Origin of the sequence: Pontibacter qinzhouensis, from assembly GCF_008017455.1 — a bacterium.
Lineage (GTDB): Bacteria > Bacteroidota > Bacteroidia > Cytophagales > Hymenobacteraceae > Pontibacter > Pontibacter qinzhouensis.
Genome location: NZ_VRTY01000005.1, coordinates 35932 through 49517, shown reverse-complemented (window position 1 = coordinate 49517; position 13586 = coordinate 35932). Strand labels below are relative to the sequence as shown.

Annotated in this window: 16 protein-coding genes; 4 read left to right on the top strand and 12 right to left on the bottom strand. The window is 47.1% G+C overall.

What is annotated here, in order from left to right; genetic code table 11:
- Window positions 1-146: 146 nt before the first annotated feature.
- Window positions 147-1112 carry an NAD(P)H-binding protein gene (locus FVR03_RS02155; RefSeq protein ID WP_147920116.1) on the top strand — a complete coding sequence of 322 codons (966 nt, stop codon included), beginning with the start codon at window positions 147-149 and terminating at the stop codon, window positions 1110-1112.
- 79 nt (window positions 1113-1191) lie between these two features.
- On the opposite strand, the gene FVR03_RS02150 is transcribed toward FVR03_RS02155, so the two are convergent.
- Entirely contained in the window at window positions 1192-1656 is a 465-nt protein-coding gene (locus FVR03_RS02150; protein WP_147920115.1) for a COG2426 family protein, read from the bottom strand.
- Window positions 1657-1954: 298 nt separating this feature from the next.
- A complete protein-coding gene (locus FVR03_RS02145; protein WP_147920114.1) occupies window positions 1955-2977 on the bottom strand; it encodes an AraC family transcriptional regulator in 1023 nt (340 codons plus the stop codon).
- Window positions 2978-3298: 321 nt separating this feature from the next.
- Here FVR03_RS02145 and FVR03_RS02140 point away from each other — a divergent pair, with 321 nt between their 5' ends.
- Together FVR03_RS02140 and lysS are read left to right on the top strand one after the other, a co-directional pair.
- Complete coding sequence (locus tag FVR03_RS02140; RefSeq protein ID WP_147920113.1) at window positions 3299-3685, top strand: DUF6334 family protein; 387 nt, start codon at window positions 3299-3301, stop codon at window positions 3683-3685.
- A gap of 327 nt (window positions 3686-4012) precedes the next feature.
- The gene (gene lysS, locus FVR03_RS02135; RefSeq protein WP_147920112.1) at window positions 4013-5539 is read left to right on the top strand and encodes a lysine--tRNA ligase; all 1527 of its coding nucleotides are present in this window, start codon (window positions 4013-4015) and stop codon (window positions 5537-5539) included.
- 74 nt (window positions 5540-5613) lie between these two features.
- Here lysS and FVR03_RS02130 read toward each other — a convergent pair whose 3' ends face one another.
- The 3 genes from FVR03_RS02130 to FVR03_RS25150 form a co-directional block, all read right to left on the bottom strand.
- Window positions 5614-6069 carry a YtxH domain-containing protein gene (locus FVR03_RS02130; RefSeq protein WP_222707161.1) on the bottom strand — a complete coding sequence of 152 codons (456 nt, stop codon included), beginning with the start codon at window positions 6067-6069 and terminating at the stop codon, window positions 5614-5616.
- A 293-nt stretch (window positions 6070-6362) separates the two neighbouring features.
- Complete coding sequence (locus tag FVR03_RS02125) at window positions 6363-6746, bottom strand: YtxH domain-containing protein (RefSeq protein ID WP_147920111.1); 384 nt, start codon at window positions 6744-6746, stop codon at window positions 6363-6365.
- Window positions 6747-6911: 165 nt separating this feature from the next.
- Window positions 6912-7301 (bottom strand): CsbD family protein, encoded by a 390-nt coding sequence (locus tag FVR03_RS25150; RefSeq protein ID WP_147920110.1) that lies wholly within the window; start codon window positions 7299-7301, stop codon window positions 6912-6914.
- A 243-nt stretch (window positions 7302-7544) separates the two neighbouring features.
- On the opposite strand from FVR03_RS25150, the gene FVR03_RS02115 reads away from it, so the two are divergent.
- Window positions 7545-7769, top strand: coding sequence for a Kazal-type serine protease inhibitor family protein (locus FVR03_RS02115; RefSeq protein WP_147920109.1), 225 nt, complete (start codon window positions 7545-7547; stop codon window positions 7767-7769).
- Window positions 7770-8210: 441 nt separating this feature from the next.
- Here the strand turns inward: FVR03_RS02115 and FVR03_RS02110 are convergent, their stop codons facing one another.
- The 7 genes from FVR03_RS02110 to FVR03_RS02085 form a co-directional block, all read right to left on the bottom strand.
- Window positions 8211-9023: an enoyl-ACP reductase FabI gene (locus FVR03_RS02110; protein WP_147920108.1), complete on the bottom strand. Its 813-nt coding sequence runs from the start codon at window positions 9021-9023 to the stop codon at window positions 8211-8213.
- Window positions 9024-9162: 139 nt separating this feature from the next.
- Window positions 9163-10842, bottom strand: a complete 1680-nt coding sequence (recN, locus tag FVR03_RS02105; protein ID WP_147920107.1) for a DNA repair protein RecN — start codon at window positions 10840-10842, stop codon at window positions 9163-9165.
- 3 nt (window positions 10843-10845) lie between these two features.
- The gene (locus tag FVR03_RS02100) at window positions 10846-11076 is read right to left on the bottom strand and encodes a hypothetical protein (RefSeq protein WP_147920106.1); all 231 of its coding nucleotides are present in this window, start codon (window positions 11074-11076) and stop codon (window positions 10846-10848) included.
- A gap of 71 nt (window positions 11077-11147) precedes the next feature.
- On the bottom strand, window positions 11148-12053 hold the full coding sequence (gene porD, locus FVR03_RS02095) for a type IX secretion system protein PorD (RefSeq protein WP_147920105.1): 906 nt from the start codon (window positions 12051-12053) through the stop codon (window positions 11148-11150).
- A complete protein-coding gene (coaBC, locus tag FVR03_RS25145) occupies window positions 12046-12705 on the bottom strand; it encodes a bifunctional phosphopantothenoylcysteine decarboxylase/phosphopantothenate--cysteine ligase CoaBC (protein WP_369410441.1) in 660 nt (219 codons plus the stop codon). The genes porD and coaBC overlap by 8 nt, the downstream gene beginning before the upstream one ends.
- Window positions 12689-13249, bottom strand: coding sequence for a flavoprotein (locus tag FVR03_RS25140; protein WP_369410440.1), 561 nt, complete (start codon window positions 13247-13249; stop codon window positions 12689-12691). Before FVR03_RS25140 ends, coaBC begins: the two co-directional genes overlap by 17 nt.
- A 10-nt stretch (window positions 13250-13259) precedes the next feature.
- Entirely contained in the window at window positions 13260-13586 is a 327-nt protein-coding gene (locus tag FVR03_RS02085) for a DNA-directed RNA polymerase subunit omega (RefSeq protein WP_147920104.1), read from the bottom strand.

Below are 13586 nucleotides of genomic sequence, written 5' to 3'. Positions count from 1 at the left end.
CAGCGCCGTCTTTTAGCACTTCATTCACAACTACTAAAAGTTTCGCACCTCAAAAAATGCGCAATACATCAAGTGAATTACGGCATGTGTCATAACTGATTACACCTCACTCCCAGATCTTTGTACTATCACTAAAGGCAAAGACCATGACGACACAGGTAAAAAGACAGTACGTAGTTTTAGGCGGAACAGGCAGCATAGGGTATGCCTTTACAAAAGAGCTATTAGCACACCAGGAGCAAACCACATTACTGGTTCGAAACAAACAAAAGGCACAAAAGCTGTTTCCCGATCACCCTGACCTAACCCTGGTGGAAGGTGATGCAACCAATTTAGAGCTTTTGAAAAGTCTGTCGGCCACGGCCACACATATTTTCTATGGCATTAATTACCCTTACCCCCAGTGGGAAGGCAACATGGAGCGAATTACGAACCTTGTAATAGAGGCTGCCACACCAGCTAAAGCCACCATTCTTTTTCCGGGAAATATTTACAACTTCGGCCTCACCACTCACATAACGGAAACCAGCCCCGAAACTCCGTGCTCCCGCAAAGGCCAGCTACGGGTTAAGCTGGAGCAGCTCCTGAAACAAGCAGCCACTGCCGGTAGATGCCATGTTATAAACCTGCGCCTGCCCGACTTCTGGGGCCCGAATGTAGTTAACGAAGGTATTGCACCTATTTTCAGGGGAGCCCTTACAGGCAAAGCCATGCCATGGCTCATCCGCAACGACATTCCGCACCAGTTGGTGTATACGCCCGATGCAGCCAGGGCATTTTATGCGCTATCGGTTGCAGCGCCGGAAGAGCCGTATGCACTTTATAATTTTGCAGGAGAGATAGTTCCATCCATCAAAGCCTGGCAAGAGCAGATAGCCGCTGTAGCAGGTACCAGGCCAAAGCATAAGGTATACAGCAAAACGCTTCTCAATATCCTGAGCATGTTTATGCCCCTGATGAGAGAAATAAAGGAGATGGCCTATTTATGGGATAACACCCTCCTGCTCCACGACGACAAACTGAGGCGTACCTTGCCACACTTTGCTGTAACGCCTATGCCAGAAGCCATACAACACACGCTGGCATGGTTCCGGCAACACAGCGCGGGTTAACATAAAAATTGCCTGTGGCTGCACGGCGCTAAGCCGGACAGCCACAGGCAATTTCAGAGGCCCATGCAGCAGCAGTAAGCTACAGCAGCTGTATGCCTTTGGCGCCTAAATACATGGCAGCCGCCATAATAACACAAGAACTCACCACACCTAAACTAATGGCCAGAAAAGCTTTCTTCCGTTCAATTTTCAGCACATTGGCGGCAATGGTACCCATATAGGCTCCGGTTCCTGGCAACGGAATCATTACAAAAATCATTAAACCCCAGAAACCATATTTCTGGTTATCGGCGCCTACCCCGTTCTTGGCACGCTTCGACAGTTTTACCACGCTTTTCCGATAGACACGGTTTGGCCATAACTTTTTGTTAAACGTGTCGATCAGCCACATAAACAACGGGTAGATCAACAGGTTGGCAATTAAGCCGATTAAAAATGCCCAGCCAATATGAACATCGTTCAGAATAGCGTAAGGAATACCCGCACGAGCTTCACCAAGCGGCGATATGCTGAGCAAGAAGGTAAAGAAGAGTACTTCAAACATGAATTATAAAAAAAGAAAAGCAAGGTTTACTATTTCACCGCTCACAAAATTCGTGCTAAGTTCACAATAAAAAAACACTTCGGTTCAGGATTTTTATTTCATAACCTGAGAAGGAAGTAATATTCTGGTTGCCTGGCACTAAGCTCTGGCAGAACATACGCCGAACCCGGTAAGGTTCATTACTTATACGGCTAATCTGGTAACTAAATGGTGCTCTGACCAGCCATTAGCGCATACTGTTGAGCTGGCCTCTGGAAAGGCGTGTTTTTGCTAAAAAAAGATTTGCTGGGCTTCGCATTTAAGCAACAGCAAGTTGTTGCCGGTATTGAGCAGGCGGCAGGCCCGTCCATTTTTTAAAGGACCGGGAAAAGACGCTTGGCTCGGCAAAACCTAACAGGTAGGCGATATCCGCAATAGTGTTCTGGTTGTCGTGCAGGTGCTTGAGGGCAATTTCTTTCCGGATATCGTTAAGCAAGGCCTGGTATGTTACACCTTCTTCCTTGAGTTTGCTCTGCAGGCTGCGCACGCTCATGGCCAGGTTGCGGGCCACGGTGTTAATGGCTGGTTCCTCCCCTTTCAGCAACTGCGTAATTTCGCGCTGCACCCGCTCGCGTAGTGTTTTTGGCTCCTTCAGTTTTTGCAGATACTCCTGGGCGTATTTTTCAAATACAAGGTTCAGCTCCTGGTTGGCTGTTACGACGGGCAGTTTCAGGCAATCGGCGTGCAGCACAAAGCCGCTATGTGGTGCGTCAAAAACCAGGGTGGCAGGCGCAAATAATCGTTCGTGCTCGGCAATGCTGGTGGGTTTGGGATATACAAACAACACCTGTTTCAGGGGCACGAGCTGCCCCACCAGCGCCTCAAATGCATTTTTATAGACTACCAGTTCACAATCTAGCGCGTGCCGTGGGTTTGCCAGCACAGGGCTAATTACCTGAAGCTTTATCTGCGCCTCCTCTCCTTTCAGTTCCAGGCTTGTCCTGATGGCCTCACACACAATATCCTGGTAGCGGCAAAGCTTCTGCAGCGACTCGTGCAACGTGGCTGCGTTCATCATAACATACGCAATTACGCCAGCCGATGTCGGGTTAACGGCCTCCCCTGCATGCAGCGCCAGGTCAGGGTCTCCGGAAGCTGCTATGGCAGCGGCCCAGAGAGCCTGCATGTTCTGTACAGGCACGCGGTTGTTTACGTCCTGCAAATGCACCGGCTCCAGCCCCGCCTGCCGGCAAAGCGCCTCCGTGTCCAGACCTTTCAGGCGAAACACGTGCAGGAGCAGGCTCACAGATGGAGCACTAAGAGTATGGATTTCTTCGGACATATGCGTGGCTGTAACTACTGCTAAGATAATAAAATTGCCTGAGGCTGGCACAGCAATAGTTTAGCTGCCGATATCTTTTTAATTTGCCACAGGAACCAGCAACTGGTCGTGATCTGCAGCAGTTTTGGGGCTTCTGGTATATAATCAGGGCAGGCTATACAAGTGCTTCGGTTCGGCTGGTAAGTTGGGCGAGTGCTGCACCCTCAACACCCAAAGGCCAAAAACTACTCCGGAAGGCTGTTTTCATTAGAATAATTTGCTTCAGGGCCAATAAGTACTTTTTTCACGCATCCTAAACTATTCAGTCTTTCATACCTTTTTATGGCATCAGAAGCAGACCTCGACGAACTAACCGGCAAAGAAGTAACCAAAGCCTACGCGCTGCTCGACCCCGAAACGAACTGGATCGTGCACACCGTTTTTCAGGTAGAGGAGCTTTACCTGGTCATCACCATAGAACCAGACCTCGACGAAGTGATAATTGATGTGCTTACTGCCGCTACCTTAGCAACCACCATAAACCACGACAAGCTGCTGCAAAAACCAATCGCCAACCAGAAAAAGAGCATCGCCTACATCTGGCGACTTACAAACCAGCGCGGCTACCAGGATGGCGTGCAAATTGAATTCGACGATTTTCACCGGCTGAACGTGCAGGTAATGGCAGAGGGCTCGCGCCTGCTGCTCACGGTCTTTAACAGAACCTAAGGCTTTTTTAGGCCTAAAACCTTCTGGAGGGCATTTTCATTTGAATAATTGCTGATTGTTGGTTGTTAAATTGTTGAATTGCTTAGTGGTTAAATTGGCCTTTGATAACTTTTAACTTTTAACTCTCCACGCGGCTTGTGTCCTGTTTCCCTAAGTTCTTCAAATTTCGAAAGGGTAAGAAACGGACTATAATTCTATAAAAGCACGGAGTTTTTTTAGCACCTGCGCTCATATCTGGTAAACAATAAGCAATTAAGAGTTTAAAAGCTCCCGAATATTTATCAATTTTACAGCTTGTTTATAAAAACCACCATTAGCAGATAAAGCATGCAACTGAGCGAACAGGAACTACGCAGACGCCATGAGCGCGAAGAGCTGGAGAAAATGGGTATAAACCCTTATCCGTCTGAGCTTTTTGAAGTTACTGCCACAGCCAAAGAGATAAAAGAAAATTTCGATAAGGAGCAGAACAACTTCCAGGAGGTAACCCTGGCTGGCCGCCTGATGAGCCGTCGTATTATGGGCAAGGCCTCGTTTGCCGAACTTATGGATAGCTCCGGCCGCATCCAGATCTACGTGTCGCGCGACGATATTGCCCCCGGCGACAACAAAGACCTGTACAACACAGTGTTTAAGAAAATGCTCGACATCGGCGATTTTATCGGCATAAAAGGATACGCCTTTGTAACGCAGGTTGGCGAAATATCGGTGCACGTAACCGAGCTGAAACTGCTCACTAAATCGCTGAAGCCGCTGCCTGTTGTAAAGCGCGAAATAGACGAGAACGGGAATGAGATTGTGCACGATGGCTTTACAGACCCGGAACTGCGCTACCGCCAGCGCTACGTAGACCTGATCGTGAACCCGCAGGTGCGCGAAACCTTCCGGAAGCGGACGCAGCTGGTAAACACCATGCGCAACTTCCTGAACGAACAAGGCTACCTGGAAGTAGAAACGCCTATTCTGCAGCCGCTGTACGGCGGTGCTGCTGCCCGTCCGTTTAAAACGCACCACAATACCCTGGACATGACGCTGTACCTGCGCATAGCCAACGAGCTATACCTGAAGCGCCTCATAGTAGGTGGTTTCGATGGTGTGTTCGAGTTTGCCAAAGACTTCCGTAACGAAGGCATGAGCCGTTTCCATAACCCTGAGTTTACGCAGGTAGAGCTGTATGTAGCCTACAAAGACTATAACTGGATGATGGACCTGGTAGAAGAGATGGTAGAAAAAGTAGCGCTGGCCCTGCATGGCAAAACGCAGGTGCAGGTAGGCGAAAACACTATCGATTTTAAGCGCCCCTGGAAACGCTTTACCATGTTCGAAGCCATAGAGCACTTCACCAAAATAGATATATCAGAAATGGAGGAGCCACAGCTCCGGGCAACTGCCGAAAAACTGGGCATTAAAGTAGACCCGAAACTGGGCAAAGGCAAAATCATTGATGAGATTTTCGGGGAAACCTGCGAACCTTACCTGATTCAGCCAACCTTTATTACCGACTACCCGGTAGAGATGAGCCCGCTGGCGAAGAAGCACCGTAGCAAGCCAGGTCTGGTGGAGCGATTCGAGGCTATTTGCAACGGCAAGGAAATCTGCAACGCCTTCTCTGAGCTAAACGACCCGATAGACCAGCGTGCCCGCTTTGAGGAGCAGTTGGAGCTAGGCAAGCGCGGCGACACCGAGGCCATGGTACTGGACGAAGATTTCCTGCGTGCCCTGGAGTACGGCATGCCACCAACGGCTGGTCTGGGCATCGGCATAGACCGCCTGTCTATGATCATGACCAACTCCCACTCTATTCAGGATGTGCTGTTCTTCCCGCAAATGAAGCCGGAGAAATCAGAAGAGTAAGAGCATTGAATTTAGATAAAAAGGAGGGCTTGCTGTTATACAGCAAGCCCTCCTTTTTTACACGCATGAAGCTTTTACTTCAGCATACCCGGCAAACCAGTACTATCTCCTTCTCCGTCCCTAATTACCTGGTCCTTCACCATGGCGTCGAGCGCTGAATGATCACGACTGCTCACATCATTGTAAGGGCTGGTAACAACTCTTGTTTTATCAGGTTTGGCAGCTGTCCAGCTATTCAGCTTTTCTTTTGTAGAATTAAGTGAATTGCTTACCTGTGAGCCAAGTTTAGAGGCAGATTCTGCTATTTTCTTACGGGCATCCTTTCCTTTTTCAGGAGCTAAAAGCACACCTGCCAGCACACCAACGCCTGCGCCTGCTAATAAACCTACTGCCAGTTTTGTACCGCTGTTGCTATGGCTGCTCTCACTTGCTTCGGCAGATGTATCGCGTTGCTTCATCTGGCGAACTGAAGCATTTGTAAAGTTACCTTTCGATTCTCCTAATGTTCTACATTCCATTTGTGTCTTCATCTGATGTTAGGTTAAAAAAATGGTTATCTTAAATTAGACTCTAGTTTTTAAACCTGCTCTGCATTGCAAAAGCGGCAAATAAACCAGTATAACTACTAGTAAACGGCAACCAAAAACTAAAGTTGATTGAAAATATATCTCTTTAAACAAAAAAGGTTCCTGCTAAATAGTAGCAGGAACCCCTTCTTATAGTTTACAAAATAAAGCTGCAGCGTATAGCCAAAACCACACGCTACTCTAATTTATAGGTATACTTGTTACAGCCAAAGTAGATTCGGCCAGAAGTTTATTTGTTAAACTGCGCCACCTGGCTTAGATCCGGCACCAGTCGAAGAACCAGTTGATGATGATCCAGTGGATGATGATCCGGTAGAAGAACCAGTTGAACCTGCTCCTGTAACACTATCTGCAGCACTTTTCACGGCATCACCTACAGAACCATTTACAGCAGAAGCCTTTTTGTTGAGCGTATCTATAACGCCGCTGCTCATGTTCTTGATTTCATCAAGGCCAGTCTGCAGGTTTTTCTCAAGATCAGTGCTTAGTTTGTTTGCCCATTTTTTAACGCTCGTTCTTGTAGCCTCACCTGTGTCAGGAGCCATCAGTAAGCCTGCAACAACGCCTGCGCTGGCGCCTGCCAACAAAGCCAATAAGATCTTTCCGCTATTGTCTTTCATAGTAATTAATGATTAAAGTTGGTTATGAGTTTATTATTTTTTTAGTCTCTGTTTCCTCTAACGATCAAATTAGTATTATGTTATAGCTATATACAAAATATTAGCCATTTAATATATTAATGGCCGAATATAATCAAAAGAAGAGAACAATACGCTGTAATGTTCTTATAAATCAGAGATAAGTCTTACAATATCGTCTTTGGTTTTTCCGAGTTTGCGCTGCAGTCTACCAAAAAGTTCGTCTTCTTTACCTTCTACATACGTCAGGTCATCATCTGTCAGATCAGCATAGTTCTGCTTTAACTGCCCTTTCACATCATCCCAGGAGCCGCGCATAATCAGGCTGCTTCCAGCACCGGTCGTGTCACTTTTCTCCAGGCTATCCATCCAACGTTTTACAGTACGCTCAATATCGTCGCCTGCCTTGGTAAGCGATTTCTTAAGGCCGTTTCGTGTTGCCAGTCCGTTATCAGGAGCCAGTAAAATTCCAGTTACGATACCAAGTCCTAAGCCGGCAGCTGTTGCCAGTAAGATTTTTCCTTTGTCGTCGTTCATATTACTTAAATTTGAGTTAATATTAGTTTGTTTGGCGTTTAGCATGCAAACAGAGTAGGCAGCCTGTAAAGCTTTTTGCGTATAAGCCACTCACACTAATTGCACGTCGTTAAGAATCAATACGGTGGCAGCCTTAGTTAGTTAAATAATTACTGTTTATTAAAAGCTTTATTTTTAACGCTTTAGCAGCAAAAAGCCTGATTATTAACCACTTTGTATATAAAAAACCTAATTTATAATACTATGAGAAAAATTTGTTTTGCTGGCTTTTTGATAATAACCGGCTTCATGTGGTCCTGCAAAAATTCAGAAACACCCTGTATCGATCCGGCCCAGGCCAAACCAGACCAGGCCTGCACTATGCAATACGACCCGGTTTGCGGCTGCGATGGCAAAACCTATGGCAATGCCTGCGAAGCAGACCGCACTGGTGTAACTTCTTACAAGCCCGGTGAGTGCCCTGATTAATGTGTTAATGGTTCTATGTGTTAATTTTTTAATTTGGAGATGTAAAGATTTGGAAATTTTGAGGCAAGGAGTGAGTAGAAAATCAATCCTAAACCTTTGTGCTTGTTCCCTTAAAAAACCTTTGGAAGGCCATTTCCATTAGAATAATTTAGTTGAACTGCTGAATTGGTGAATGGTTAATTTGAAGATTTGGAAATCTGAAGATGAGGAGTGATTGAGCGAATGAATGTCGTATAACGTTTAACTCTCAACTAAAGGAGGCCTGGCATCCAAAACTTATAAAATACCTTCGGAAGGCCGTTTTCATTAGAATAATTGGCCATGTTCTGCCAGTAAAACTTACATAAAAAGGAAGAGCTTCTGATCTGCACCAGAAGCTCTTCCTTTTTTATTTTCAACTAATTTATCACATCAGCACTTTAATAAATTAGCACATTAAAACTATTTACTGATCATGTCTACGATATCTTCTGAAATACCCATACTCGAGAAGCCGCCATCGTGCATCAGGTTTTGCATGGTAACCAGCTTGGTAAGGTCAGAGAAAAGGGTGATGCAGTAATCAGCGCAGGCCTCTGCCGATGCGTTACCTAGCGGCGACATTTTATCGGCATACTCATAAAATGCATCGAAACCACCTACGCCTGTGCCTGCAGTTGTTTTAGTAGGCGACTGCGAAATAGTGTTTACACGCACCTTTTTCTGCTTGCCTAAGCGGTAACCATAGTTGCGCGCAATAGACTCCAGCACCGCCTTTGCCTGCGACATATCGGTATAATCTGGGAAAACACGCTGAGCCGCTATGTAAGAAAGCGCAACAATGGAGCCCCACTCGTTCATGGCATCCTGCTTCTCGGCCACGTGCATCACCTTGTGGAAAGAAAGCGCCGAGATGTCCAGGGTCTTCAGGAACCACTCGTAGTTCAGGTCGCCGTATGTTTTGCCTTTACGGATGTTCGGGCTCATACCTATGGAGTGCAGCACAAAGTCTATTTTGCCACCCAGAATCTCCTGTGCCTTTGTAAACAGGTTTTCCAGATCTTCCACAGAGGTTGCATCAGCCGGAATAATTTCTGCGTTACACTCTTCAGCCAATCTCTTGATTTCGCCCATACGCATGGCAAGTGGTGCATTTGTCAGCACAAACTCTGCGCCTTCCTCGTGGGCACGCTTGGCTACCTTCCAGGCAATCGACTTCTCGTCTAGTGCGCCAAAAATTATTCCTTTTTTCCCTTTAAGTATATTATACGACATATCGTTATTATATTTTTTTTGCTGTTGTAAAAAATCCGGGTAAATCTGAAACCGGGAAGCAATTTAGTAATATCTCTTTAGAGTCTGTTCAAAATTAAGGTGTAGAAACTGAATTTTGTCTCTTACCGCTATACCACCTCTATAATGAGAGCAATTCTTTAGCGCTCTGGTAGGCATTAGAACTTGGGTTTGCACCGGCAATCATGTGAGCAATTTCGTTTACGCGCTCCTCATCGCTGAGCTTTTTAATTCGGCTCACGGTGCGGTCTTCGCGGTCGTGCTTGTACACAAAGTAATGGTAATCGCCTTGGGCAGCTATCTGTGGCAAATGCGAGATGGCAATAATCTGGTGCTTCTGCGCCATCTGCTGCATCATTTTACCTACTTTAACAGCCACCTCGCCAGATATACCGGTGTCTATCTCATCGAAAACAATGGTAGGCAACGCTGTTTTATCGGCCAGCATGTATTTAATGCTCAGCATCAGGCGAGAAAATTCACCACCAGAGGCCGCCTTGACTAAACTCTGTGGAGCCGCTCCTTTATTGGCACTGAACAGTATGCTTATTTCGTCGGTACCTGTGGCAGATGGCGGCGTAACCTTATGCTGAATAACAATTCGGGCATTTGGCATTCCCAACTCTGCTAACAGCGCATACAGTTCCCCTTCAAATTTTTTAAACACAGCCTTGCGTCGCTCAGAAAGAACCTCTGCTTTCTCAAAAACATCTTTTTCGGCAGCTGCCATAGCTTTTTTGGTCTCCAGGATAACAGTATCCAGGTTCAGAACGCTTTTTACTTTTTCTTCCAGTTCAGCCTGTATGGCCAGTAAGTCGGCAATGGTTTTGGCCTGGTGCTTGCGCTGCAGCGTGTAAATAAGATTTAGGCGCTCCTGCACTTCTACGGCTCTCCCAGGGTCTGCCTCTGTTTTACGTTCGGCATCTTCCAGTTCGCCGGCAATGTCTTGCAGCTCAATCATGCAGCTCTCGGTGCGGTTGCGCAACTCCTCGTAAGTACCGGAGAACTGCGCCAACTGCCCGATCAGGTAAGCGGTATCTTTCAGGGCCGAGGTAATATTAAACTCCGATTCGGTGAGGTACTGCACCGCCTGCGAGAGCTTCAGTTTAATATCTTCGGCGTTTTCGAGCTGCTTTAGTTCTGCCTCCAGGCTCTCCTGCTCCTCTGCCTCAAGCCGCGCCTCGTCCAGCTCGTTTAGCAGGAAGGTGTGGTAATCTAGTTCCTTCTGCGCCTGCGCCAGTTGGTTCTCCAGCTTATTAAAGTCCGATTCGAGCTTTTTGTAGTGACGGTAAGCGGTATGGTACTCTTTCAGAAAAGAAGAATTTCCGGCATAGATGTCCAGAGAAGTATTGCCGGCATACACATCCAGAATATCGAGTTGATAACTGGTGTCGCCGAGCTGCAGTGTGTCGTGCTGCGAATGGATGTCCATCAGGTTATCGCCAATGGTCCGGATCACATCGAGGGTTACAGGTGTGTCGTTTACAAAGGCCCGCGATTTGCCACTAGGGCTGATCTCGCGCCGCAAAATACACTGGTTATCGAAATCGAGGTCTTCGGCTGCAAAAACTTCCTGCAGGTTATAAGACGAAATATCGAACACGCCTTCTATCACGCACTTTTGTGCCTGGTTAAAAAGAAGTTTACTATCGGCCCTGTTTCCCATTAAAAGACCGATAGCGCCCAGCATAATCGATTTGCCGGCCCCTGTCTCACCGGTTATAATATTGAGTACCGGCGATGGCGTCATCTCCAGCTGCTCAATAAGGGCGTAATTCTTAATTTTAAGATCTATCAGCATAAGCTAAAAAGCCGCTTCTTTATCGTAGATGATTTCTTTAATTTGCTGTAGAGGCAGCACCCGTCGCTCAAAGCACCTGTCCCACAGTTCTACATTTACCTGATCGATGGTCCGCAACTTGCCCTGCAGCACTACATTTGTTTGCAGCACAACATGCACAAGGGGCTGCAAAAGCAACTCCTGCGCCTGCAACGCAATTTCCTGATTAAAAACGCGGGTTTGTCGTTTTCCCATAAGAGTATTTTGTAGGCAAGCTCGCACAGTGGTCTGCGTGAAGATACGCGCTTTAGCGGAAATAAGGAAAGTTAGCGCTGTAGCAGCACCTGGTATTTTGTGCTATTAGGGGCATCTACCTGGTTCAGGATGGTATAGGCTGCCTGCTTATCTGCGGGAGGTGCTGTTTTAAACATGTTGGTCAGTTCATCGGCCTTTGCATCAAAGAAAGAGCGGATAATGGCAGCACCCGGCTTGAGCTTCGAGAGCGCCTGTATATCCTGCAGCACCACCAGCACCGACTTACGCGCTTTTTCCGGGCTTTCTGCCATCACATCGAGTCCCTGGCGGTGCATGGTATACAAGCCTTCCCGGAATGTTACAAACTGAGGGTCCTGCAGGTTATCTAATATCCAGTAACGGTTTCGGTTTCCTTCAAAAGGTTTCCAGCCGGGGTAAGAACCGCCTTGTGAAGTGGCCAGGTTCATAATATTCCGGGCCCTGTCGTAGGCATTGGAGCCGCCCATCTTACTAAAGCTGTCGCCATCTACTCCTATTATTAAGTAGGCATAAAATGCCAGCATCGACGAGAGGTTAGAGGTATAGCTGTTTTCGGCAAAGTCGAGGGGTTGCGCATCGGTAAACTGAAAAGTCCAGTCTTTGTCGATAACAGAAAAAAGAATGCTTTCGTAACCGGTACCATAGGCCGGCCTTACCGATACCACCTGCACATTGGCCTTAAATATGCCAATTTCAGGCATCTCCACCAGGTTTATGAGCATCCGGCACTTTATGCGCTCTTCTGCCCGGTAAGCCTGGTCGGTCCAGCGGCGGTTGTTCATAAATTCAAAGATGCGGGTCTGCATCTCTGTAAATAATTGCTTATCGGTGTATTGCACCTGCTCGCTGTTTACCACCACATCGCACTGCAGCTCCTGGGCTTTAGCACCCACCGCCACCACATATACACACAGCAAAACAAGTATTTTCTTAAACATGTAAGCGCTCTAAAATTAGGTTTACAATATCCTGCGCCACTTCCTGCTTCTGCTTTAGTTCAAAAGCCGTAGTTGTGTCACGTTCTATAATCGTGATTTTGTTTGTATCGTGCCGAAATCCGGCCCCAGGGTCGTTAAGTGAATTCAGTACAATCATATCGAGGTTTTTCTTCTCGAGCTTTTGCCGGGCATTCAGGTCTTCGTCGTTTGTTTCGAGGGCAAAGCCTACCGAGAACTGCCCTTCACGTTTTTGTTTACCGAAGGCCGCTGCTATATCAACGTTCTTAACAAGTTCTATTGTTAATTCGCTCCCGTCTTTCTTTATTTTTTTATCGGCCACTACTTTGGGCTTGTAATCGGCTACGGCAGCGGCAAAAACCACAATATCGGCAGCAGCAGCGAACTGTTGCACGACCTGGTACATTTCGTCGGCCGTGGTAACAGGGGTTACTTCAATGCTCTTGTGCACTGCCTGTAGTGCCGTGGGGCCTGCTACCAGCCGTACCTTTGCCCCATGTTGGGCAAAGCACTCGGCCAGGGCATAGCCCATTTTACCAGTAGAGTGGTTGCCGATAAAGCGAACCGGGTCTATGGGCTCATAAGTTGGTCCGGCTGTGAGCAGCACCAGTTTCCCGTTAAACGATTTTTCCACCTCCTGTAAAGTAATCCTGAAGTACCTGCACTATTTCCTCTGGTTCTGCCATACGCCCTTGCCCTACCAAACCACTTGCCAGTTCGCCATAGCCAGCCTCAATTAACTTGTTACCGTAGGCCTGCAACTTCCGGAAGTTATCCTGCACCGAAGGGTGCTGGTACATATCGAGGTCCATGGCGGGTGCTACAAAAACCGGGCAGCGGGCCGAAAGGTAGGTGGCGCTGAGCAGGTTATCGCAGTACCCGTTTGCGAACTTGGCTACTGTGTTGGCACTGGCCGGAGCAATTACCATGGTATCGGCCCAGAGACCAAGTTCCACGTGGTTGTTCCAGATGCCTTGCCTGCCTTGCACAAACTCTGTGAGAACCGGCCGCTTAGAAAGAGTGGCCAGCGTGAGAGGGGTTATAAAAGCAGAAGCAGAAGTAGTCAGGATTACCTGCACTTCTGCTTCTGCTTTTATAAGTAAGCGAACCAGCACAGCGGCTTTATAAGCTGCTATACTGCCGCAAACTCCTACTATAATCTTTTTGTTCCGGAGCATCCGGTACAGTTTAGAAAGATGTTATCTCTGTCTCGTCGTCTGGTGTACGCACGTACACTTTGCCTTCCAGAAACTCTTCAACAGCCAGGTTGGTAGGTTTTGGCAGACGCTCGTAATATTTCGAAATCTCGATTTGCTCTCTGTTCTCAAATACCTCTTCGAGGTTATCGACAGTAGTGGCAAACTCAGCAAGCTTTGAGTTTAATTCTTCTTTCAGCTTTACTGATATCTGGTTTGCTCTTTTAGAGATAACAGAAACTGATTTGTAAACATTACCTGTCTGCTTTGCAAAGTCGGCCATGTTTCTGGTAACGATAGATGCTGGTACTATTGCCAT

What these genes read in the sequence shown, in the direction of transcription:
- FVR03_RS02155 (WP_147920116.1), top strand. Translation starts at nt 147, where the DNA reads ATGACGACACAGGTAAAAAGACAGTACGTAGTTTTAGGCGGAACAGGC.
- FVR03_RS02150 (WP_147920115.1), bottom strand. Translation starts at nt 1,656, where the DNA reads ATGTTTGAAGTACTCTTCTTTACCTTCTTGCTCAGCATATCGCCGCTT.
- FVR03_RS02145 (WP_147920114.1), bottom strand. Translation starts at nt 2,977, where the DNA reads ATGTCCGAAGAAATCCATACTCTTAGTGCTCCATCTGTGAGCCTGCTC.
- FVR03_RS02140 (WP_147920113.1), top strand. Translation starts at nt 3,299, where the DNA reads ATGGCATCAGAAGCAGACCTCGACGAACTAACCGGCAAAGAAGTAACC.
- lysS (WP_147920112.1), top strand. Translation starts at nt 4,013, where the DNA reads ATGCAACTGAGCGAACAGGAACTACGCAGACGCCATGAGCGCGAAGAG.
- FVR03_RS02130 (WP_222707161.1), bottom strand. Translation starts at nt 6,069, where the DNA reads ATGAAGACACAAATGGAATGTAGAACATTAGGAGAATCGAAAGGTAAC.
- FVR03_RS02125 (WP_147920111.1), bottom strand. Translation starts at nt 6,746, where the DNA reads ATGAAAGACAATAGCGGAAAGATCTTATTGGCTTTGTTGGCAGGCGCC.
- FVR03_RS25150 (WP_147920110.1), bottom strand. Translation starts at nt 7,301, where the DNA reads ATGAACGACGACAAAGGAAAAATCTTACTGGCAACAGCTGCCGGCTTA.
- FVR03_RS02115 (WP_147920109.1), top strand. Translation starts at nt 7,545, where the DNA reads ATGAGAAAAATTTGTTTTGCTGGCTTTTTGATAATAACCGGCTTCATG.
- FVR03_RS02110 (WP_147920108.1), bottom strand. Translation starts at nt 9,023, where the DNA reads ATGTCGTATAATATACTTAAAGGGAAAAAAGGAATAATTTTTGGCGCA.
- recN (WP_147920107.1), bottom strand. Translation starts at nt 10,842, where the DNA reads ATGCTGATAGATCTTAAAATTAAGAATTACGCCCTTATTGAGCAGCTG.
- FVR03_RS02100 (WP_147920106.1), bottom strand. Translation starts at nt 11,076, where the DNA reads ATGGGAAAACGACAAACCCGCGTTTTTAATCAGGAAATTGCGTTGCAG.
- porD (WP_147920105.1), bottom strand. Translation starts at nt 12,053, where the DNA reads ATGTTTAAGAAAATACTTGTTTTGCTGTGTGTATATGTGGTGGCGGTG.
- FVR03_RS25140 (WP_369410440.1), bottom strand. Translation starts at nt 13,249, where the DNA reads ATGCTCCGGAACAAAAAGATTATAGTAGGAGTTTGCGGCAGTATAGCA.
- FVR03_RS02085 (WP_147920104.1), bottom strand. Translation starts at nt 13,586, where the DNA reads ATGGCAATAGTACCAGCATCTATCGTTACCAGAAACATGGCCGACTTT.